Source organism: Rhodococcus sp. M8 (assembly GCF_015654185.1).
Classification (GTDB): Bacteria; Actinomycetota; Actinomycetes; order Mycobacteriales; family Mycobacteriaceae; genus Rhodococcus; species Rhodococcus aetherivorans.
This window is the reverse complement of the sequence record NZ_CP064065.1, coordinates 839,816-860,666: the sequence shown is the minus strand read 5'-3', so window position 1 is coordinate 860,666 and position 20,851 is coordinate 839,816. Positions and strand designations below refer to the sequence as shown.

Annotated in this window: 22 protein-coding genes, 1 tRNA gene and 1 riboswitch; of the genes, 21 read left to right on the top strand and 2 right to left on the bottom strand. The window is 70.1% G+C overall.

The annotated features are described in order from the left end of the window. From ISO16_RS03875 to ISO16_RS03830, 10 genes are all read left to right on the top strand, one after another. Window positions 1-840, top strand: a complete 840-nt coding sequence (locus ISO16_RS03875; RefSeq protein ID WP_029543868.1) for a segregation and condensation protein A — start codon at window positions 1-3, stop codon at window positions 838-840. After that, window positions 837-1,523: an SMC-Scp complex subunit ScpB gene (scpB, locus tag ISO16_RS03870; RefSeq protein WP_006936742.1), complete on the top strand. Its 687-nt coding sequence runs from the start codon at window positions 837-839 to the stop codon at window positions 1,521-1,523. The genes ISO16_RS03875 and scpB overlap by 4 nt, the downstream gene beginning before the upstream one ends. 12 nt (window positions 1,524-1,535) lie before the next feature. Continuing rightward, window positions 1,536-2,540, top strand: coding sequence for a pseudouridine synthase (locus tag ISO16_RS03865; RefSeq protein WP_006936744.1), 1,005 nt, complete (start codon window positions 1,536-1,538; stop codon window positions 2,538-2,540). Between the two features lie 17 nt (window positions 2,541-2,557). Next, entirely contained in the window at window positions 2,558-3,220 is a 663-nt protein-coding gene (cmk, locus tag ISO16_RS03860) for a (d)CMP kinase (RefSeq protein WP_072635332.1), read from the top strand. Beyond that, on the top strand, window positions 3,217-4,638 hold the full coding sequence (gene der, locus ISO16_RS03855) for a ribosome biogenesis GTPase Der (protein WP_006936753.1): 1,422 nt from the start codon (window positions 3,217-3,219) through the stop codon (window positions 4,636-4,638). Before cmk ends, der begins: the two co-directional genes overlap by 4 nt. A gap of 83 nt (window positions 4,639-4,721) precedes the next feature. Beyond that, window positions 4,722-4,795: transfer RNA gene (locus tag ISO16_RS03850), tRNA-Pro, on the top strand. A gap of 261 nt (window positions 4,796-5,056) precedes the next feature. Continuing rightward, window positions 5,057-7,717: a bifunctional acetaldehyde-CoA/alcohol dehydrogenase gene (gene adhE / locus ISO16_RS03845; RefSeq protein WP_006936755.1), complete on the top strand. Its 2,661-nt coding sequence runs from the start codon at window positions 5,057-5,059 to the stop codon at window positions 7,715-7,717. Beyond that, window positions 7,707-8,144: an SRPBCC family protein gene (locus tag ISO16_RS03840; RefSeq protein WP_006936756.1), complete on the top strand. Its 438-nt coding sequence runs from the start codon at window positions 7,707-7,709 to the stop codon at window positions 8,142-8,144. Before adhE ends, ISO16_RS03840 begins: the two co-directional genes overlap by 11 nt. Window positions 8,145-8,187: 43 nt before the next feature. Beyond that, window positions 8,188-8,403, top strand: a complete 216-nt coding sequence (locus tag ISO16_RS03835; protein WP_083662518.1) for an SMP-30/gluconolactonase/LRE family protein — start codon at window positions 8,188-8,190, stop codon at window positions 8,401-8,403. A gap of 146 nt (window positions 8,404-8,549) precedes the next feature. After that, a complete protein-coding gene (locus tag ISO16_RS03830) occupies window positions 8,550-8,702 on the top strand; it encodes a hypothetical protein (RefSeq protein WP_170914081.1) in 153 nt (50 codons plus the stop codon). Window positions 8,703-9,005: 303 nt separating this feature from the next. Here ISO16_RS03830 and ISO16_RS03825 read toward each other — a convergent pair whose 3' ends face one another. Both ISO16_RS03825 and ISO16_RS03820 read right to left on the bottom strand, forming a co-directional pair. Further along, window positions 9,006-9,974: a vWA domain-containing protein gene (locus tag ISO16_RS03825; RefSeq protein ID WP_072635310.1), complete on the bottom strand. Its 969-nt coding sequence runs from the start codon at window positions 9,972-9,974 to the stop codon at window positions 9,006-9,008. A 24-nt stretch (window positions 9,975-9,998) separates the two neighbouring features. Next, window positions 9,999-10,937: an AAA family ATPase gene (locus tag ISO16_RS03820; RefSeq protein ID WP_006936760.1), complete on the bottom strand. Its 939-nt coding sequence runs from the start codon at window positions 10,935-10,937 to the stop codon at window positions 9,999-10,001. A gap of 131 nt (window positions 10,938-11,068) precedes the next feature. On the opposite strand from ISO16_RS03820, the gene ISO16_RS03815 reads away from it, so the two are divergent. The 11 genes from ISO16_RS03815 (at window position 11,069) to gcvP (ending at window position 20,841) form a co-directional block, all read left to right on the top strand. Beyond that, window positions 11,069-11,686 carry an NUDIX hydrolase gene (locus ISO16_RS03815; protein WP_006936763.1) on the top strand — a complete coding sequence of 206 codons (618 nt, stop codon included), beginning with the start codon at window positions 11,069-11,071 and terminating at the stop codon, window positions 11,684-11,686. A 76-nt stretch (window positions 11,687-11,762) separates the two neighbouring features. Next, window positions 11,763-12,380: a CDP-alcohol phosphatidyltransferase family protein gene (locus ISO16_RS03810; protein ID WP_006936765.1), complete on the top strand. Its 618-nt coding sequence runs from the start codon at window positions 11,763-11,765 to the stop codon at window positions 12,378-12,380. Then, window positions 12,377-13,243 (top strand): DUF881 domain-containing protein, encoded by an 867-nt coding sequence (locus ISO16_RS03805; protein ID WP_065922544.1) that lies wholly within the window; start codon window positions 12,377-12,379, stop codon window positions 13,241-13,243. Before ISO16_RS03810 ends, ISO16_RS03805 begins: the two co-directional genes overlap by 4 nt. A 5-nt stretch (window positions 13,244-13,248) precedes the next feature. Beyond that, on the top strand, window positions 13,249-13,605 hold the full coding sequence (locus ISO16_RS03800; protein WP_029543853.1) for a small basic family protein: 357 nt from the start codon (window positions 13,249-13,251) through the stop codon (window positions 13,603-13,605). A gap of 4 nt (window positions 13,606-13,609) precedes the next feature. Next, complete coding sequence (locus ISO16_RS03795) at window positions 13,610-14,350, top strand: DUF881 domain-containing protein (RefSeq protein WP_072635309.1); 741 nt, start codon at window positions 13,610-13,612, stop codon at window positions 14,348-14,350. 43 nt (window positions 14,351-14,393) lie between these two features. Then, window positions 14,394-14,798, top strand: a complete 405-nt coding sequence (gene gcvH, locus ISO16_RS03790; protein WP_006936771.1) for a glycine cleavage system protein GcvH — start codon at window positions 14,394-14,396, stop codon at window positions 14,796-14,798. A gap of 174 nt (window positions 14,799-14,972) precedes the next feature. Continuing rightward, complete coding sequence (gene garA, locus ISO16_RS03785; protein WP_006936772.1) at window positions 14,973-15,440, top strand: glycogen accumulation regulator GarA; 468 nt, start codon at window positions 14,973-14,975, stop codon at window positions 15,438-15,440. Next, complete coding sequence (gene ftsR / locus ISO16_RS03780; protein ID WP_029543847.1) at window positions 15,440-16,177, top strand: transcriptional regulator FtsR; 738 nt, start codon at window positions 15,440-15,442, stop codon at window positions 16,175-16,177. The genes garA and ftsR overlap by 1 nt, the downstream gene beginning before the upstream one ends. A 113-nt stretch (window positions 16,178-16,290) precedes the next feature. After that, on the top strand, window positions 16,291-16,764 hold the full coding sequence (locus ISO16_RS03775; protein ID WP_029543844.1) for a bifunctional nuclease family protein: 474 nt from the start codon (window positions 16,291-16,293) through the stop codon (window positions 16,762-16,764). Between the two features lie 259 nt (window positions 16,765-17,023). Continuing rightward, window positions 17,024-17,650, top strand: a complete 627-nt coding sequence (locus ISO16_RS03770) for a MerR family transcriptional regulator (RefSeq protein ID WP_072635308.1) — start codon at window positions 17,024-17,026, stop codon at window positions 17,648-17,650. 73 nt (window positions 17,651-17,723) lie between these two features. Further along, window positions 17,724-17,818: riboswitch (glycine riboswitch) on the top strand. 170 nt (window positions 17,819-17,988) lie between these two features. Continuing rightward, window positions 17,989-20,841: an aminomethyl-transferring glycine dehydrogenase gene (gcvP, locus tag ISO16_RS03765; RefSeq protein WP_072635307.1), complete on the top strand. Its 2,853-nt coding sequence runs from the start codon at window positions 17,989-17,991 to the stop codon at window positions 20,839-20,841. Window positions 20,842-20,851 lie beyond the last annotated feature (10 nt).

Genomic DNA, 20,851 nt, shown 5'->3' with positions numbered 1-20,851 from the left:
GTGACCGTCGACACCCCCGGCCCGGCCGCGCCCGACCCGGCCCGCCCCGCCCCGCCCCCCGCGGGCTTCCAGGTACGGCTGCGCAACTTCGAGGGCCCCTTCGACCTGCTGCTCACCCTGATCTCCCAGCACCGCCTCGACGTCACCGAGGTCGCCCTGCACGAGGTCACCGACGAGTTCATCGCCTACACCCGCGCCCTCGGCCCCGAGATGGGACTCGACCAGACCACCGAGTTCCTCGTCGTCGCCGCGACCCTGCTCGACCTCAAGGCCGCCCGCCTCCTGCCCTCCGGCGACGTCGACGACCCCGAGGACCTCGCCCTGCTCGAGGCCCGCGACCTGCTCTTCGCCCGCCTGCTGCAATACCGCGCCTTCAAACAGATCGCCGACCTGTTCGCCGAGTTCGAAGCCGCCGCCCTGCGCCGCTACCCACGCGCGGTCTCGCTCGAACCGCAGTACGAGAACCTGGTGCCCGAGGTCGTCCTCGGCGTCGACGCGGCCCGGTTCGCCGAGATCGCCGCCGCCGCCTTCCGGCCCAAGCCGCCACCCCGCGTCGGCCTCGACCACCTCCACACCCCCCGGGTCTCCGTCCCCGAGCAGGCCGCCCGCCTGCTCACCCTGCTGCGCGCCCACGGCGCCGGCACCTGGGCCACCTTCGGCCAACTCGTCGCCGAATGCGACAACAGCCTGCAGATCGTCGCCCGGTTCCTCGCGCTGCTCGAGCTCTACCGCGAACGAGCCGTCACCTTCGACCAACCCGAGCCGCTCGGGCCGCTCCAGGTGGCCTGGACCGGCGAGAACGACGACGCCGTCACCACATTCGAGGAGGACTACGGGTGAGCAGCGACACGCCGGACCCCGACCCACGCGGACTCGACGCCGAACTGCTCGAGATGACCGACGACGAACTCGCCGCCGCCCTCGAGGCGCTGCTCCTCGTCGTCGACACCCCCGCCCCCAACGCCCAGCTCGCCGACGCGATCGGCGTCACCGCCACCCGCGTCGAGACCACCCTGCACCGCATGGCGGCCGACCTCGACGCGCGCGGCTCGGGCATCGACCTGCGCTACGCCGGCGACGGCTGGCGCTTCTACACCCGCCGTGACTACGCCCCGTACGTCGAACGGCTCCTGCAGGGCGGCGCCCGCACAAAGCTCACCCGTGCCGCCCTCGAAACCCTCGCCGTCGTCGCCTATCGCCAGCCCGTCACCCGCGCCCGCGTCAGCGCCGTCCGTGGCGTCAACGTCGACGGCGTCATGCGCACCCTTCTGGCCCGCGACCTGATCGCCGAGGACGGCACCGACCCCGAGACCGGCGGCACCCGCTACGTCACCACCGAACTGTTCCTCGAACGCCTCGGCCTGGCCTCCCTGCAGGACCTGCCGCCCCTCGCGCCGCTGCTCCCGGACGTCGATGTGATCGACGACATCAGCGAAAGTCTCGAGGCCGACCCACGATTTGCGAGAATGGGAAGGAACCCGCGCACCGAGTCCACCTCGCCCGCGCCGTTCGATCCCGATTGAGACAGGAAAAAAGTGCACAAGCCCGCTCGCCGTGATGGCACACCGGACCGCAGAAAGACCACCTCCCGCGCGGGGAACCCCCCGCGCGAACGACGGGGCGAACCCGCCGCCCGCGCGGCCACGCCCAAGAAGGCACACCGCAAGGGCGACACCCCGCTCAACAAGCGCGGCCGTCCCGCCGCCCCCAAGCCCCAGGCCCAGCGCCCGGCGGCCCTCCCCAAGATCAGCAACGCCAAACCCGCCCGGCACCAGCACGCCGCCGAGCGCCCCCAACTGCCCGCCGGCGAAGGCATGCGCCTGCAGAAGGTCCTCGCCCAGGCCGGAGTGGCGTCCCGCCGCGCCGCCGAGGAACTCATCGCCGCCGGCCGCGTCGAGGTCGACGGCTCCATCGTCACCGAACAGGGCCTGCGCGTGGACCCCGAGAACGCCGTCGTCCGCGTCGACGGCGTGCGCGTCGTCGTCAACAAGGACCTCGTCCACCTCGTGCTCAACAAGCCGCGCGGCTGGCAGTCCACCATGTCCGACGACCTCGGCCGCCCCTGCGTCGGCGACATCGTCTCCGAACGCGTCGCCGCCGGACAACGCCTCTTCCACGTCGGCCGGCTCGACGCCGACACCGAAGGGCTGCTGCTGCTCACCAACGACGGCGAGCTCGCGCACCGGCTCATGCACCCCTCCTACGAGGTGACCAAGACCTACCTCGCCACCGTCAAGGGCGTCCTCCCGCGCGGTATCGGCAAGCAGCTGCGCGCCGGCGTCGAACTCGACGACGGCCCCGCCAAGGTCGATTCCTTCGCGCTCCTGCAGGTAAACGAGGGCCAGTCCCTCGTCCGCCTCGAACTGCACGAGGGCCGCAAGCACATCGTGCGCCGCCTGCTCGACGCCGTCGGCCACCCCGTGATCCGCCTGGTCCGCACCGACATCGGACCCGTCGCGCTCGGCGACCAGCGACCTGGCACCCTGCGGGTGCTCGGCCGCAAGGAAGTCGGCGGCCTCTACCAGGCGGTGGGCCTGTGAGCTCCCTGATCGTCGCCATGGACGGCCCGTCGGGCACTGGCAAGTCCACCGTCTCCAAGCGGCTCGCCCGCCGTCTCGGCGCCGCCTATCTCGATACCGGCGCCATGTACCGGGTCGCGACCCTGCACGCCCTGCGAGCGGGGGCGGACCTGACCGATCCCGCCGCCATCGCCGCCGCCACCGCGTCCCTGCCCTGGTCGATCGGCACCGACCCGGAAGTCGAGGACATCCGGCTCGCCGGGGAGGACGTCCGCGAGATCATCCGCGGCGGCGAGGTCACCGGCGCCGTCTCCGCCGTTTCCGCCGTCCCCGCGGTGCGTCGGGCCCTCGTCGCAGCGCAGCAGCGCATCGGCCGCGACGCCGGGCACATCGTCGTCGAGGGGCGCGACATCGGCACCGTCGTGTTCCCCGACGCGGATGTGAAGATCTACCTCACCGCCTCCGCCGAGGCCAGGGCACAGCGGCGCAACCGGCAGAACATCACCGAAGGCCGCGGCGACGACTACGAGGCGGTGCTCGCCGCGGTGCAGCGCCGCGACCACCTCGACTCCACCCGCGCGGTCTCCCCGCTGCGCGCGGCGGACGACGCGGTCGTCGTCGACACGAGCGACATGGACATCGACGAAGTGATCGCCGCGCTCGCCGCCGTGGTCGCCGAGCAGACGGGAGCGACCCTGTGAGCGAGGATGTGACGGAATTCGCCGGCGACGGCACCTGGTCGGAGGAAGCTGACTGGGACCTCGAGCTCGTCGGGGACGACGAACTCGAGGAGTTCGTGCCCGTGCCGACCGTCGCCGTGGTCGGACGACCCAACGTCGGCAAGTCGACCCTGGTCAACCGCATCATCGGCCGCCGCGAAGCGGTCGTCGAGGACGTGCCGGGCGTGACCCGCGACCGCGTCTCGTACGAGGCCAACTGGAACGGCCGCCGATTCATGGTGCAGGACACCGGCGGCTGGGAGCCCGACGCGAAGGGCCTGCAACAGTCCGTCGCGCGGCAGGCGGAGATTGCGATGCGCACAGCCGACGCGATCCTGATCGTCGTCGACGCGACCGTCGGCGCCACCGCCGTCGACGAGGCGGTCGCCAGGGTCCTGCGCCGCTCCAAGACGCCGGTGCTGCTCGTCGCGAACAAGGTCGACGACGACCGCGTCGAGTCCGAAGCGGCCGCCCTGTGGTCGCTGGGCCTGGGGCAGCCGTACTCGGTGTCGGCCACCCACGGTCGCGGCACCGGGGACCTGCTCGACGAGCTGCTCTCGGTGCTGCCGCAGACCCCGCGCGAAGGCACCGGCGGGGGAGGCCCGCGTCGTGTCGCGCTGGTCGGCAAGCCCAACGTCGGCAAGTCCAGCCTGCTCAACAAGCTGGCCGGCGACGAAAGGTCGGTGGTGCACAACGTCGCCGGCACGACGGTCGACCCGGTGGACTCCCTCGTCGAGCTCGGCGGAAAGACCTGGCGGTTCGTCGACACCGCCGGCCTGCGCAAGCGCGTCAACACCGCCTCCGGGGCCGAGTTCTACGCCTCGCTGCGCACCCGCGGCGCCATCGAGGCCGCGGAGGTGGCGGTGCTGCTGATCGACGCCTCCGAGCCCATCACCGAGCAGGACCAACGGGTGATCTCGATGGTCGCCGACGCGGGCCGCGCCCTCGTCATCGCCTTCAACAAGTGGGACCTCGTCGACGAGGATCGCCGCTACGAGCTGAGCCGGGAGATCGAACGCGATCTGCTGCGCGTGCCGTGGGCGGCGCGCGTCAACATCTCCGCCAAGACCGGCCGAGCCGTGCAGAAGCTCGTGCCGGCCATGGAGACCGCCCTCGAGTCCTGGGACAAGCGCATCTCCACCGGCCGGCTCAACACCTGGCTCAAGGAGGTCGTCGCCGCGACTCCGCCGCCGATGCGCGGCGGCCGTCTGCCGCGGGTGCTGTTCGCCACCCAGGCCGGCACCCGGCCGCCGACGTTCGTGCTGTTCACCACCGGCTTCCTCGAGGCCGGCTACCGCCGATTCCTCGAGCGGCGGCTGCGCGAGGAGTTCGGCTTCGAGGGCAGCCCGGTGCGGATCTCCGTGCGCGTGCGCGAGAAACGGGACCGCCGCGGCAAGTAGCACCCGAAACGGTCCTGACCAGGCGATTGGTGAATCGGTCCGTCCCTGTTGTAATCTCAACGAGCGCTCGACGAGAGCGCGGACGGGCTGTGGCGCAGCTTGGTAGCGCACTTGACTGGGGGTCAAGTGGTCGCAGGTTCAAATCCTGTCAGCCCGACCCACGACGAGGCGGTCCCGAATTCACCGGGACCGCCTCGTTCGCGTGCGGGCCACCCTCCGCGGCCCGGTTCCGGGACTGCCGTGCCGCTCCGGCCCACCCCGGAACCAGCCGCCCAGGGTGCGGCAGCGGCAGCTCCGCGAAAGGCCTACGGTCAGGGTCCAAAGACCGCAGTCAACACCTCGAGCCGCGAGTACTGTCGCGAACAGGAGCCGCGGCCACACCGAGGCGCGACGGGCATCTCCAGTCCGAGGAGACAACATGACCGAAACCCGGATCGGCACCGAATCCCAGGCCACCAACAGCACCGGCGACGCCGCCACGGCGGAGGCGACTCCCGCCGTCGACACCGGCCCGGTCCGGCACGAGCAGATCGACGCGGTCGTCGACACGGCGACCACCGCGGCGGCCGAGTTCCGCACCCTCGACCAGCAACAGGTCGACGCGATCGTCGAAGCCATGGCGCAGGCCGGCATCCGGGCGGCCGCGGAACTGGCATCGGTGGCGATCGAGGAGACCGGATTCGGCGTCTTCGAGGACAAGGTCGTCAAGAACTACGTGGCCACCGAGTTCCTCTACGACTACCTCAAGGACAAGAAGTCCGTGGGCGTGATCGAGGAGGACGTCGAGCGCAGCATCGTCCGCGTCGCCGAACCCATCGGCGTGGTCCTGGCGATCACCCCGGTCACCAACCCCACCTCCACGGTGCTGTACAAGGCGATCGTCGCGGCAAAGACCCGCAACGCCGTCATCTTCCGGCCCTCGCCCTTCGCCGTGCGGTCGTGCGAACGCACGGTCGAGATCCTGCGCGCGGCAGCCGAAGCGGCCGGTATGCCCCCCGGCGCGCTGCAGGTCATTCCCGACGCCGCCCACGAGGTCACCCACTACCTGTTCAAGCATCCTCGGGTCGATTTCATCTGGGTCACCGGCGGGCAGAAGATCGTCTCCCTCGCCAACGCGGCCGGCAAACCCGCGCTCGGCGTGGGACCCGGCAACGCCCCCATCTATCTGCACCGCACGGCCGACATCAAGGGCGCCGTCGTCGACATCCTCATCTCGAAGACCTTCGATGCCTCCGTGATCTGCCCCGCCGAACAGACCTGCATCATCGACGACGAGATCTACGACGCCACCGTCGCCGAGTTCGAGCGGATGGGGGCGCACGTACTCACGGACGAGCAGGCCGCCGCGGTGGCCGAATTCGCCTTCGGCTGCGGCGACAAGGTCAACCTCGCCGCTCTCGGCCAGCAGGCTCCCGAACTGGCCGCCCGCGCGGGCTTCACCGTGGATCCAGCGGTCAAGGTGCTCCTGGCGCCGTTGCCCTCCGACCTCGACCAGCTCGCCGCGCACCCTCTGGTGCAGGAGAAGCTGATGCCCGTCCTCGGTCTCGTGCGCGCCCGCGACGTCCAGCACGGCATCGACGCCGCCGTGCTCGTCACCGAACACGGCGGCCTCGGCCACACCTCCGCCATCTACGCCACCGATCCGGCGGTCATCGACGCCTACGGTCTGGCCGTGCGCACCGGACGGATCCTCGTCAACGCCCCCACCGCGGTCGGCGCGCTCGGCGGGATCTACAACAACCTCACCCCCACCTTCTCCCTGGGTTGCGGCACTTGGGGCGGATCGAGCACCACCGAGAACGTCAACTACCAGCAGCTGCTCAACATCAAGACCGTCGCGCACCGGCGCACCCCGCCGCAGTGGTTCCGCGTGCCCTCCAACACCTACTTCAATGCCGGTGCCCTCGAGAACCTCCGCGAGGTCCCGTGTACGAGCGTTGTGGTCGTCACCGACGCGTTGAGCGAACAGCGGGGAGTCGTCGACGAGCTCCGCGCCCACCTGCGCGCGGAGCACATCAAGGTGTTCAGCGAGGTCGAGCCGGAACCGGACGAGGCCACCATCCGCCGCGGCGTTGCGCTGCTCGAGGGGTACCCGCCGGACCTGCTCATCGCCATCGGCGGTGGGTCGGTGATCGACGCGGCGAAAGCGATCCGGTTGTTCTACGAACACCCGGAGAAGGATCTCGCGGAGCTGACGCTGCCGTTCCTCGACCCCCGCAAGCGCATGGCGGAGTACCCGCAGGATCCACACAAGCTGCGGCTGGTGGCAATCCCCACGACCGCCGGCACCGGATCGGAGGTCTCACCCGCGGCCGTCCTCACCGTCGCCGGCCGCAAGGAGACCCTCGTCGACTACTCGCTGGTTCCGGATATGGCGGTGGTGGACCCGATGCTCACCCTCTCGATGCCGCGCACCCTGACCGTGGACACCGGCATCGACGCGCTGACCCACGCGCTGGAAGCGGTAGCCTCCATCTTCGCCTCGCCCTACACCGATGCGTTCTGTGTCCAGGCCGCGCGCCTGATCTTCGAGGCGCTGCCGCGGGTGTACGACGACCCGAACGATCTGTCCGCCCGCACCGACATGTCCAATGCCGCCACTCTTGCCGGACTCGCCTTCTCGAACGCCTTCGTCGGCACGAACCACGCCCTTGCGCACTCCGTCGGCGCCAGGTTCGGCATCGCCCACGGCCGGGTGAACGGCGTGTTCCTGCCCCACACCCTGCGCTACAACGCCAGCCTGCCGACCAAGTTCATGCCGGCCCCGGGCTACTCCGCGTACGTCGCGCCCGAGAAGTACGCTCAGCTCGGGCGGATCGTCTTCGGGGGGCACGAACCCGAGGAGAGCCGCCGCCGGCTCTTCCAGGGTGTCGAGGACCTGCTCCGCCGCATGGGGGTGCCGCGCACCCTGAAGGAGATCGGCATCGCGGAGGACGAGTTCCTCGCCGCCCTGCCGGAGCTGGCGATGACCGCGTTCCAGGACCTGAGCAACCGCACCAACCCGCGGATGCCGCTGATCAGCGAGATCACCACCCTGCTCCGGCTCGGCTACTACGGGGACGGCGAGCATGCCCACTGACAGCGCCACCAAGACCGTCCAGGTCGAGGCGCCCTTGGGCACCGTGCTCGCGACCATCCGTGACCTCGAGAGCCAGACCGAGTGGATCCCCGAGATCCTCGAGGCCGAGGTGCTCGAGGTCGACGAGGAGACTGGATTGCCGCGCACCGCCCGGTTCAAGGCGTCGGCCACCGTCGGTACCGACAGCTACACCCTGACCTACCGGCACCGCGACGACGGCATGAGCTGGTCGATGCTCCAAGGACGCCTGCAGACCGGGCAGGAAGGGCGCTACCAACTCGACGCGGTCGGTCCGGCCAGCACCTCCGTCACGTACGAGCTGACCATCCACCACAACCTGCCGCTGCCCGGTTTCCTGCGGAATCGGGTGATCAAGGGCCTGGTCGACAGTACGCTCACCGGTCTGAAGAAGCGCCTGGAGAGCTGAACGCGGGCGGCGCGGGGCCCACCCGGTCCACACCCGCCACGGTCTGGACCACTACGTGGGCGCCCTGCCCGAGCACCGCGGCAGCGGCCGGCTGCTGCGCCGTGACCCGGACGGTTCGGTCCCTGCCGGACTCGACCGGCTCCACTTCCCGAATGGCATCACTCTCACGGAGGACGAATCCACTGTCCTGTTCGCCGAAACCGGCGGTTACTGCCTGACCGGACTGCCGGTCCGTGCCCCCACGCCCCGCGGCCGCTGATGACGAACCTTCCGGGAATGCCGGACAACGTCTCCCGGGCGCGCGGCGGCCGGCTGTGGGTGGCGATGGTTGCGCCCCGCAATGGTGTCCTCGACCGGCTCGGAGGCAGCTGACCCGTGGTACGCCGGGCGTTGTGGCGGCTGCCGGTGGCGCGACTGGCTCGTCCCGCTCGCACGACCTGGGTGCTGGGGTGGGGGGACGGCCGCCTGCTGCACGACTTCGGGTGCCGGGATGTGCCCTTCGGCGAGGTGACGGGCGTCGTCGAGCATGCCGGGCGGTTGTACCTGGGAAGCCCCTGAGCGACTCGGCGATCCTGTGCGTGGACGTGGACCGGGCGCGATGAGCGAGCCACGACGGCGCGGTTCTCCCGCCCGTTCCGAGCGGTGCCCCCTCGGGCACGAGAGGGGAGGGGCGTGGGCCCCCGCTGACACCGCCGCATCCGAATTCGAAGCAAACGGAACACAATAATTTCAAGAAGAAGACCGCTCGGCGCACCCAAGTCCGGCTTACATAATCCGACCAGTACGGAACAAAAGTATTTTCCGAAATTCATCACGACTCCACGCTCCCCACCGAAACCCCCCAAGAGGCACCGCGCACAGTCAGGCGCCGAACGCGCGGGAGATGGCCGCAGCGACGTCGCGGTGGCCCCGGATCGGCAGGGCCAGCCCACGGCCGGCATGAGCGAGATCGCGGGCGGTGAGCAGATCGTGTTCGCCGGAGATGTCGGCGAGCACGTCGAGCCGGGGGAGCCGGGAGGCGGCGGTCCGCGGATCGGGCCCGGCATTGTGCACACAATCGGACAGCAACAGCACCCGTCCCTCGTCGGCGGGTACGTCCCGGAGCTGACGCGCCGCCACCTCGAGCGCGAAGCCGACGTTCGTCAGACCCTTGCTCGGGATCCGGAGCAGCAGGTCCACGAGCCGAGCCGGGGAGACCGGCTCACCGAGAGCGCTGAGCACGGCGGCTTCGGACCAGAACGCCACCACCGCCAGATCGTCGTGGCCGAGCTCGCCGGCCACGGCACCCACCGCGGCCGCGGCGGTGCGGATGCGTTCGCCGCGCATCGACCCGGAGATGTCGACGACCAGCACCACCTTCCGGTGGTCGCGGATCCGGTCCCGCATCACCAGATCGGTCGACCGCGCGAGCGGGTCCTCCGCGAGCACTTCGACGGTGCGGTCGAGATCGAGTTCCTCGGCGCCGTCCTGATACGGCAGGGTTCGCAGTCTGCCGACGCCCCGCCGAGGCAGGCGACGGTGCCGCGGGCGCGGCACGGACAGGCGCGCAGCGATCTCGCGGGCCCGGCGTCGGACCTCGGCGTCGCCGGCAGGGCCCGACGCATCGAGTTCGCCCAGTGTCAGCACCTCGGCCGGCTCGTCGGTCATCCCGGGACCCGCACCGGGACCCGTTCCGGGGCTGCGCCCCTGACGATGCGGACCGCCGACCATCGCCAAACCCTGGCCGCTGCCTCGGTTCTCGTACAGCGTCGGGGCCGTCGACAGCTGCTTCGGCTTGCGCCGGAACGGCTTTCCCCGACCGGTGGAGTGACGCTGGGCGCGCCGGTGCACGGGGCCGTCCGCGGGGACGGCTCTTCAACCGGGGGCCGCGGAGCTGGGGCGAAGGAGGAAGTGGTCCTGCCAGATCTCCCGCAACACCGCCTCGGGTGTGGTCTCGGCGACCTCGTCCACCGCGATCCGCCCGGACAAAGCGACCAGCAGGGCGTCGAGCACGGCGCCGGTGTAGTCCGGCGGCAGATCGCGCGGCGGGTCGGCCGAGTCCGGCAGCTCGCCGCGCACGTCCCGCATGTCGATCAGCTGCATCGCGACCAGCGTCAGGTCGATCGCGCCGCGGACGCTGGACCCGCCGCGCAGGTCAGGGTGCCCGCGCGTGGCGCGGGTGAGGGCTACCGCGTCGGCGACGAGCCGCGCCGACCCGCACCCGGTGCGCCGGACGACGATCTCACGTTCGGCCTGCGTGTCCTGATAGTCCACCGCCAGCCGGCAGAACCGGTCGTGCACGCTCATCGACAACCGGACGGTGCCGATGTTGTCGAACGGGTTCATCGAGGCCACCACGCGGAACGCCGGATCGGCCTCGACCGTGCCCACCCGCGGCACCGTGATCCGCCGCTCCGCCATCGCGGTCAGCAGGCTGTTCAGTGTGTCCTCGGGCGAGCGGTTGAACTCTTCGAGGTAGAGCACCCCGCCGGCCCGCATCGCCGCCACCAGCGGGCCGGGCACGAAGTTGTCCTCGTGGTAGCCCTCCGACAGCACCCGTGCCGGATCGTGATAGCCGACCAGGCGTGCCGGCGTGAGATCGGCGTTCCCCTCGACGAACATCAGCGGACTGCCGAGCTCGGCGGTGATGGCGCCGAGCAGGGTGGACTTGCTGGTGCCCGGTGGCCCCTCGAGCAGCACGTCGCGCCCCGCGCCGATGGCAGCGAGCAGGAGGTCGGTTTCCCGGGCCCGGCCCACCACCCGGTCCGCGACTCCCCGGCGGACCTCGGCCATCGGTCGGGTGGTGCGCTGCATGCTCACGTCCTCGTGTACCCCTGGGATCCGTTCGTTTCCTCGGACAACTATGCACCGGGTGGACCCACGGGGCGGACCGATTCGGCGATCCATGCGCAGAATCGCAGTCCCCACCCCCTAATGTCGACGCAATGACCGTCCCGAACCCCTTGGACCCGACCGAGATCGGGTCGGCGCTCGCCGCGTTCGAACCCCGCTCCCTGCCGCTGGAAGGCCGGCGCCACGCGGCGGTGGTCGTCGCCGTACTCGACGACGGGCACGGCAACCCTGTCGTGCCGCTCACCCGCCGCCCGACCCGTCTGCGAGCGCACCCCGGCCAGTTCGCCCTGCCGGGCGGACGTCTCGACGACGGGGAGACACCCGAGGTGGCCGCGCTGCGCGAGCTGCACGAGGAACTCGGCCTGCGCACCGACCCCGGCGGCATTCTCGGCCGCCTCGACGACTACATCACCCGCTCGGGTTACGTCATCTCCCCGTACGTCGTCTGGGCGGATGCCGCGATCGACGATCTCGTGCCCAACCCCGACGAGGTGGCCGCACTCTATGCCGTCACCGCATCCGAGCTCGACAGCGAACCCCGGTTCGTTGCCATACCGGAATCGGACAAGCCGGTGATCCAGTGGCCGTTCCGGGGGCATCTCGTCCACGCCCCCACCGCGGCGGTGGTGTACCAGTTCCGGGAAGTCGTGCTCCACCGTCGCAGCACCCGCATCGACGACCTGGAACAGCCCGTGTTCGCGTGGAGGTGACGAGTCGGCCGGCCGGCGGCGACGAGGCGTGTGCAAGGCTGTCGGAACCGACCCCACCCGAACGACAGGACGGACGATGAACGACGCGACGACGGCCGGTGCGCCGGCTCGATCCGACCGCATCGTCACCGTCCCCAACGTGTTGAGCGTCGTCCGCCTGGTCGGCATCCCGATCTTCCTCTATCTGGTCCTCGTCCGGCACGCCGACGGATGGGCGCTTGCGGTCCTCATGCTCAGCGGAATCACCGACTGGGCCGACGGCAAGCTCGCGCGGCTGCTCGACCAGGCCTCGCGGCTCGGCGCGGTGCTGGATCCGCTCGTCGACCGCCTCTACGTCGTCACCACCCTCCTCGCCCTGGTGGCCCGCGGCATAGTGCCGTGGTGGATCGCCGTGGTTCTGATCGGCCGGGAGCTGGTCCTCGCTCCGACCCTGGCCGTCTACCGTCGCCGTGGCCTGCCGCCCCCGGAGGTGCTGTACCTGGGTAAGGGCGCCACCTTCCTGCTGATGTTCGCGTTGCCGCTCCTGCTGGCCGCGGAAGCGCTTCCCGCCGCGGCCGGCGTCCTCGCGCCCGCGGGGTGGGCCGCCCTCCTCTGGGGTACTGCCCTCTACGTGTGGACGGGCGTGCTCTACCTGTCGCAGGCGGTGCGGACGGCCCGTGCGGTACCCACCCCGGGAGGGCCTGCCACCGAATGAGCCGCAACTGGGAGCAGATCCGCCGCAACCCCGTGCCGTCGCTGCTCAAGGCGCTTCTCGAGGACCACCTCGACCCCGGCTACGCGGCCGCGGCGCACGACCGCGCCGCCGGCCACGCCCGGCCCACCCGGGTCGGCATCGGGCTCTGGCTGGTCCTCGGTGGCCTGCTCGCCGGACTCGTCCTCGGAGTGGCCTACGCCCAGAACATCGAGCGGGAATCCGGTACCGACCAGGCACGCAACGAGATCCTCGCCACCGTCCGCACCGCCGAGGACCGCAACGACGTACTCGCGGCCACCCGCGACGACGTGGCCACCCAGGTGGAACAGCGCCGCATCGAGGTGCTCGCCGACGACGAACAGGGTGCGGCGGTGCTCGACCGGCTCGCCCGAGCCGAGGAGGCCGCCGCCGCGGCTCCCGTGCGCGGCCCCGGCATCACAGTCACCCTCGCCGATCCGACCTCGCGTCCCGACCTGACGGACTCCGCGGAGAAGGACCGCGCCCGCAGCACCTCGGTGATCCTCGACCGCGACCTGCAGTCGGTCGTCAACGCCCTCTGGGCCGGCGGGGCCGAGGCCGTCGCGATCAACGGGGTACGGGTCGGTCCCGGTGTCACCGTCCGGCAGGCCGGGGGAGCGATGCTCGTGGACAACCAGCCGGTCTTCTCGCCCTACACGGTCGCCGCCGTCGGGTCACCGGCCGAACTGCAGACCGGCTTCGTCGTCAGCGACGCCTACCTGCGTATGTCGGGGGTGCAACAGCTGTACGGGGTAGGTTTCACCATCACGGAGGCGACGGACCTCGCGTTGCCGGGCGCCTCGGTACGCGACGTCGCATCGGCACGGGAAACGGGAGAGCGGTGAAGACTGTGGCGACCAAGCGCGGATACGCCCTCTATGCGGTGCTGGCCCTCGGCGTGGGCATCGCCGTGGGTGTGATCTTCAGCCCCCAGGTTCCCGACGTGGTCCAGCCCTACCTGCCCATCGCGGTGGTCGCCGCGCTCGACGCGGTCTTCGGGGGACTACGCGCCTATCTGGACGAGATCTTCGACGCCAAGGTGTTCGTCGTCTCCTTCACCTTCAACGTGCTCGTCGCCGCACTGATCGTCTGGCTCGGCGACCAGCTCGGGGTGGGCACCCAGCTCTCCACCGCGGTCGTCGTGGTCCTCGGTATCCGGATCTTCGGCAATGCATCCGCGCTGCGACGCAGACTGTTCGGGGCGTAGCCGGATGCATGAGGGCAAGCACGAATGGCACGAACCGGCCGAGAGCGGCGCGGCGCGCCGCTCGCGGATCGTCTTCTCCGCCCTGGCGGCGCTGCTCATGGTGGTGCTGGGCGTGGGAATCGCCACGCAGGTCAGGAACACCGGTTCGGGCGACGCGCTCGACTCCGCTCGGCCGGCCGACCTGCTGGTGGTGCTCGACAACCTCAACCGCCGCGAAGCGGAGCTTCGGCAGGAGATCACCGCACTGGAACAGACGCTGGCCAGCCTGGAACGGAACGGCTCCGAAGCCGCACTCGCGGAGGCGCAGCAGCGCCTCTCGGCCCTGGAGATCCAGGTGGGTACCGCCCCGGCGGCCGGTCCGGGAGTGATCTTGACCATTGCCGACCCTCGGCGCGGCGTGGGACCGGAAGTCCTCCTCGACACGATCCAGGAGCTGCGCGCCGCGGGGGCGGAGGCCGTCCAGGTCGCCGGAACCGGCGGCCCCGCCGTCCGTATCGGCCTGGACTCCTGGGTGGGCGGCACCGCCGGTGCGCTGGTCGTCGACGATCGATCGATCGCAGCGCCCTACGCCGTCGCCGCGATCGGGGACGCGCCCACGCTGGCGGCGGCTCTGAACATCCCCGGCGGCGTGGTCGACACGGTGGCGCGCGCGGGCGGGTCGGTACAGATCGAACAGTCGCCGCAGGTCGAGGTACCCGCCTTGCGGGAGATCGAGCCGCGACAATACTCTCAGCCCGGTAATTGAACCCGGCGTTCCACGCGAATGTCGCTGCCCGAAAGGACCTGTCGTGAGTGAGTTCCGAACACCCGCCGATCTGCGTTACACGGCGGAGCACGAGTGGGTTCGCCGAACCGGTGACGCGACTGCGCGCGTCGGCATCACGGACTACGCCCAGTCACAGCTCGGCGACGTCGTCTTCGTGCAATTGCCGGAGACGGGAGCGGAGATCACCGCGGGCGACTCGTTCGGCGAGGTGGAGTCGACCAAGAGCGTTTCCGACGTGTTCGCGCCGCTCACGGCGAAAGTCGTTGGGGTGAACCCGGATCTGGATGCCAATCCCGAGCTCGTCAACAGCGATCCGTACGAGGCCGGCTGGTTGGTGGACCTCGAGGTCGGCAGCAAGGACGAGCTCGACGCCGCTCTGGCGAGCACGCTCGACGCGGACGGGTACCGCGCGATCACGCAGAACTGACGCCGCGTCCGGCCGGGACCGCGTCTGCCTGCACGAAGGACGTTGCGCAGGGTACGGTCAACGGTAGGCGTGTGCCGGGTCGGGGCGCGGGTCCGTACCGGAAGTGATCGTGGCTGAACGAAACTGCGGCCCAGGGGGAGCGATCCCGAAGGGTCGAACGGATAAGGAGATACGGTGAGCGAGAACGGCAACGCGGGCTACGAGGAAACCCCTGCGGAAACCACTTCGGTGTTTCGTGCCGACTTCCTGAACGAACTCGATACCACCGGCGCGGGCACGGGGACGACCGAGGCCCCCGTCTCGGGGGTCGAGGGGCTTCCCACAGGATCGGCGCTGCTCGTCGTCAAGCGCGGCCCGAACGCCGGGTCGCGTTTCCTGCTCGATCAGCCGACGACGTCGGCCGGGCGTCACCCGGACAGCGACATCTTCCTCGACGACGTGACGGTGAGCCGCCGGCACGCCGAGTTCCGTCAGGACGAGGGCGAGTTCCAGGTCGTCGATGTGGGAAGCCTGAACGGCACCTACGTCAACCGCGAGCCGGTGGACTCGGCGGTTCTCGCGAACGGCGACGAGGTGCAGATCGGAAAGTTCCGGCTGGTGTTCCTCACCGGCCCGCGGGGTTCGCAGGGCACGGGTAGCTGATGACCGCTGCCCGCCAGCCGTCACCGGGGGGAATGTCGATCGGGTCCGTGCTCGATCGGCTCCGTCCCGAGTTTCCGGACGTGACGATCTCGAAGATCCGCTTCCTCGAATCCGAGGGACTGATCAGTCCGGAACGCACCCCGTCGGGTTATCGACGTTTCTCGATCGCGGACTGCGAGCGCCTGCGGTACGTGCTGACCGCGCAGCGGGACCAGTACCTGCCGCTGAAGGTGATCAAGGAACAGCTCGAGGCGATCGACCGTGGTGTCGCGACGGTGGGCTCGGTGGAGAGCCGCCCGAAGCGGCCCCGGCCCCTGGCGGTGGCGCCGGGCGAGGTGTCGCCGGAGGATCTGCGCACGGACCGGGAGGTGCGGGTCGGCCGGGAGGACCTGTGCCGGCAGGCGGGCATCGAATCGTCCTTCCTCACGGAGCTGATCCGCGCCGGGCTCATCGTGCCCGGCGCGGCCGGCTTCTTCGACGAGGATGCGGTGCTGCTGGCTCGCACCGCCAAGGCCATGTCCGAGTTCGGCCTCGAGGTCCGGCACCTGCGTGCCTTCAAGCTCGCGGCCGACCGGGAGGCGGGCCTGGTGGCGCAGATCGCCGGTCCGGTCGCGAAGGGCCGGGACGTCGGGGCGCGCGCCCGGGCCGAGGAAATGGTGCGGGAATTGGCGGCGTTGTCGTTGACGATGCACACGTGCCTCGTCAAGGCGGCCGTTCGGGGCGCTCTCGATCGGTGAGTGTGGCAGCGGTGGCAACGACTCTGACGACGGCGGCTCGTTGGCACTAGAATTCAGGGGGATATCGGCGGACGGTTCGCCACCGACGCACAGCAGGGATGGGAGGCGGCTCGATGAGCGAGATGCGAGTAGTGGGGATTCGGGTCGAGCAACCGCAGAATCAGCCTGTCCTTCTGCTGCGCGAGGTCGACGGTGATCGGTATCTGCCGATCTGGATCGGCCAGATGGAGGCCACGGCGATAGCGCTGGAACAGCAGGGTGTCGAGCCGGTCCGGCCTCTGACGCACGACTTGATCAAGAATCTGGTCGATGCGTTCGGCCGCACCCTCCAGGAGGTCCGGATCGTGGATCTCAAAGAGGGGACGTTCTACGCCGATCTCGTCTTCGACGGTGGTCTGCGCGTGTCGTCCCGTCCTTCCGATGCGGTCGCTGTAGCCTTGCGCATCGGCGCGCCGGTCTTCGTGGAGGAGCCGGTGCTGGTGGAAGCGGGCCTCGTCATGCCGGATGAGCGGGAGGACGAGGTCGAGAAGTTCAAGGAGTTTCTCGAATCCGTGTCCCCCGACGACTTCAAGGCGACGGACGGCTGATCGTCGACCATCGCCGAGGTTCTGTCGCGACTCCCGGTCACGGTGGCCGGGGCGCGCTCTGCGACGAGTGGTACAGGACCGGAAGATCGTTGTCCGGTCGGCGTGTTGCTGCCCAACTTTTCGCACGGGGCGTACGCTGAGTGAATCGCTACGGATCGACTCGGTGGGTCAAGCGGGCGCTCGACGATCGGATGGGGTGGGGGATCCGCCCGTCGTTCGTTCCGGGGCACGCCTGTGCACGCGAGAGGGAGTCACAACAGTGGGAGATCGGCCGCAGGGACAGCAGCTCAGCTTCGACGCCGTCGACCGCGAGGCCCCGTCACGGGCATCTCTCGACGTCGACGAGATGCAGCCGGGTCTGTTCCCGGACGATTCGGTGCCTGACGAGCTCGTCGGCTACCGCGTGCCGATCGCCTGCCAGATCGCCGGCATCACCTACCGTCAGCTCGACTACTGGGCGCGGACGAATCTGGTCGTTCCGTCCATCCGGGGCGCGGCGGGTTCGGGCAGTCAACGGCTCTACTCGTTCAAGGACATCCTGGTCCTGAAGATCGTCAAGCGTCTGCTGGACACGGGCATCTCCCTGCAGAACATCAGGGTAGCGGTCGACCACCTCCGGGAACGCGGAGTGCGGGACCTGGCGAAGATCACCTTGTTCTCCGACGGCACCACCGTGTACGAGTGCACCTCACCGGAAGAGGTGGTCGATTTACTGCAGGGCGGACAGGGCGTGTTCGGGATCGCGGTGAGCGGCGCGATGCGGGAGTTGACGGGCAGCATCGCCGACTTCCCGGCCGAGCGGGCGGACGGCGGCGACATCGAGCAGCGTCCCGAGGACGAACTGGCCTCCCGCCGTCGCGAACGTGTCAATCGGCGGATCGGCTAGACGCTCGTCACACGAAACACCTGCGGCCTCGGTGCTGCCCGGGTGTCCCCGTGCCCTAGAATCGGTGATACGTCGCCGCCGTGCGGGAGAGTTCCGGACCTGTTCCGGACGCCGAAGGAGCAGCACCTCCCCGTCAATCTCTCAGGCATCGAGGACCGTGCGGGCACCGACGTCTCTGGAAAGCGGTGGGAGCACCCACCCGCCCACGGGGAAAGGGCCGGCTCGCTCCGGTACCGAATCTCTCAGGCGCTCGCCCCGGCGAGCTCGCGACAGAGGGGGAGGACACGCACCGTGCGACCCCCTGCGCGGATGCGGACCTCCGACCTCAGGGAGTCGCGATGACCGACGCCGCTACGTACACCTTCGCCGACCGCCACGTCGGCCCCGACGCGGCGGGACTGCGCCGCATTCTCGACGTCATCGGCGTCGAATCCCTCGACGAGCTGGCCGTCAAGGCGGTGCCCGCCGGCATCCTCGACGCCCGGGCCGACGGAGTCGCGGACGGACTCGAGTCGCTCGACGCGCCGATGTCGGAACACGAGGTACTGACGGCGCTGCAGGAACTCGCGGGCCGGAACACCGTCGCGACATCGATGATCGGCCAGGGGTACTACGGCACGCTGACCCCGCCGGTACTGCTGCGCAACATCATCGAGAATCCCGCCTGGTACACCGCATACACCCCGTACCAGCCGGAGATCAGCCAGGGGCGCCTCGAAGCGCTCCTCAACTTTCAGACCATGGTCTCGGACCTGACCGGTATGGAGGTCGCCAACTCGTCGATGCTGGACGAGGCGACCGCCGCCGCGGAGGCGATGACGCTGCTCAAGCGCGCCAACCGCAAGTCCAGGAGTGCGCGGGTCGTCGTGGACGCCGACCTGTTCGCCCAGACCGCCGCGGTCCTGGCGACCCGGGCAGAACCGTTGGGGATCGAGATCGTCACCGCGAACCTCGTCGACGACGGCCTGCCCGAGGGAGAGTTCTTCGGCGTCGTCCTGCAGATCCCGGGTGCCTCCGGCCGGGTGTTCGACGCGGGCCCCCTCGTCGAGGCGGCGCACGAGCGTGGGGCGCTCGTCGCGGTGGGCGCGGACCTGCTGGCACTCACTCTGCTCACCCCGCCCGGGGAACAGGGCGCGGACGCGTGCTTCGGCACCACCCAGCGCTTCGGCGTGCCGATGGGGTTCGGCGGGCCGCACGCCGGCTATCTCGCCGTGCACGCCGCCCATGCCCGCAACCTTCCGGGCCGGCTTGTCGGTGTGTCGGTCGACGCGGACGGCGCACCGGCCTATCGGCTGGCGTTGCAGACGCGTGAGCAGCACATCCGGCGCGAGAAGGCGACCAGCAACATCTGCACCGCACAGGTTCTCCTCGCGGTGCTCGCTGCCATGTACGCGTCGTACCACGGGGCCGAGGGCCTGGCCGGGATCGCGACCCGCGTGGCCGGCCAGGCCGCCCGTCTCGCGGCGTCGCTGAAGGCGGCCGGTATCGACGTGGTGCACGACAGCTTCTTCGACACCGTGCTGACCCGCGTTCCCGGCCGCGCCGACGCGGTCGTCGCGGCGGCGCTCGAGGCCGGCATCAACGTTCGTCGCGTCGACGGGGACCACGTGGGGATCTCGTGCGACGAAGCGACCCGGGACGCCGACGTGGCCGCGGTCCTGGCCGCGTTCGGGGCGGAGGACACCTCGGCCGCAGCCACACCCGCCGTGCCGCGGCAGCTCGCGCGCACGAGCGCGTACCTGCAGCACGAGGCGTTCACCCGGTACCGCACCGAGACCGCGATGATGCGGTACCTGCGCCGCCTGTCGGACATGGACCTTGCGCTCGACCGCACCATGATCCCGCTGGGTTCGTGCACGATGAAGCTCAATGCCGCCACCGAGATGGAGGCGATCACCTGGCCCGAGTTCTCGGCGCTGCATCCTTTCGCCCCTGCAGAGCAGACCGCGGGCATCCGCCGGCTCATCGGCGACCTGGAAGGGTGGCTGGCCGCGGTGACCGGGTACGACGCGGTGAGCCTGCAGCCGAACGCGGGTAGCCAGGGCGAGTACGCCGGGCTGCTCGCCATCCGCCACTACCACCTGAGCCGGGGTGACGAGCATCGGGACACCTGCCTGATCCCGTCGAGTGCACACGGCACCAACGCCGCCTCCGCGGTCATGGCCGGCATGCGCGTCGAGGTCGTGGCGTGCCGGTCCAACGGTGACGTCGACCTCGACGATCTGCGTGCGAAAATTTCCGACCACGCCGAACGTCTCGCCGCGATCATGATCACGTACCCGTCGACCCACGGGGTCTACGAACACGAGATCGCCGACATCTGCGGTGCCGTGCACGACGCCGGCGGGCAGGTGTACATCGACGGCGCCAACCTGAACGCCCTCGTCGGTCTGGCGCGTCCCGGCAAGTTCGGAGGCGACGTGAGTCATCTGAACCTGCACAAGACCTTCTGCATCCCGCACGGTGGTGGCGGCCCCGGCGTGGGGCCGATCGGCGTGCGCGCGCACCTGGTGCCGTTCCTGCCCGGCCACCCGGCCGAACCGGGTCTCGGGGGCGGTGGGCCGGTGTCGGCGGCGCCGTTCGGATCGGCCTCCATCCTCCCGATCACGTGGGCGTACATCAAGCTGATGGGGGCCCAAGGCCTGCGGCGGGCGTCGCTGACGGCGATCGCGTCGGCGAACTACATCGCGCGCCGGCTCGACGAGTACTTTCCCGTCCTGTACACGGGCGAGAACGGCATGGTGGCGCACGAGTGCATCCTCGATCTGCGCCCCCTGACGAAGGATACGGGGGTCACGGTCGACGACGTGGCCAAGCGCCTGGCGGACTACGGCTTCCACGCGCCGACCATGAGCTTCCCCGTCGCGGGCACCCTGATGGTCGAACCCACCGAGAGCGAGGATCTCTCCGAACTCGACGCGTTCATCGACGCGATGATCGCCATCCGCGGCGAGATCGATCGCGTCGGGGCAGGGGAGTGGCCGGTGGACGACAACCCACTGCGCGGCGCACCGCACACCGCCCAGTGCCTGGTCGGGGAGTGGACCCACCCCTACAGCCGTGAGATCGCGGTGTATCCGCTGGGGCAGAGCCGCGCGAAGGTGTGGCCCGCGGTGCGCCGCATCGACGGGGCGTACGGGGATCGGAACCTCGTGTGCTCGTGCCCGCCGTTGGAGGCTTACAGCAGTTGAGCGAATTTTC

Coding starts and splice junctions, on each gene's coding strand:
- cmk (WP_072635332.1), top strand. CDS start 2,558: ATGGACGGCCCGTCGGGCACTGGCAAGTCCACCGTCTCCAAGCGGCTC.
- adhE (WP_006936755.1), top strand. CDS start 5,057: ATGACCGAAACCCGGATCGGCACCGAATCCCAGGCCACCAACAGCACC.
- ISO16_RS03840 (WP_006936756.1), top strand. CDS start 7,707: ATGCCCACTGACAGCGCCACCAAGACCGTCCAGGTCGAGGCGCCCTTG.
- ISO16_RS03820 (WP_006936760.1), bottom strand. CDS start 10,937: ATGCAGCGCACCACCCGACCGATGGCCGAGGTCCGCCGGGGAGTCGCG.
- ISO16_RS03815 (WP_006936763.1), top strand. CDS start 11,069: ATGACCGTCCCGAACCCCTTGGACCCGACCGAGATCGGGTCGGCGCTC.
- ISO16_RS03810 (WP_006936765.1), top strand. CDS start 11,763: ATGAACGACGCGACGACGGCCGGTGCGCCGGCTCGATCCGACCGCATC.
- ISO16_RS03805 (WP_065922544.1), top strand. CDS start 12,377: ATGAGCCGCAACTGGGAGCAGATCCGCCGCAACCCCGTGCCGTCGCTG.
- ISO16_RS03795 (WP_072635309.1), top strand. CDS start 13,610: ATGCATGAGGGCAAGCACGAATGGCACGAACCGGCCGAGAGCGGCGCG.
- ftsR (WP_029543847.1), top strand. CDS start 15,440: ATGACCGCTGCCCGCCAGCCGTCACCGGGGGGAATGTCGATCGGGTCC.
- ISO16_RS03775 (WP_029543844.1), top strand. CDS start 16,291: ATGAGCGAGATGCGAGTAGTGGGGATTCGGGTCGAGCAACCGCAGAAT.
- gcvP (WP_072635307.1), top strand. CDS start 17,989: ATGACCGACGCCGCTACGTACACCTTCGCCGACCGCCACGTCGGCCCC.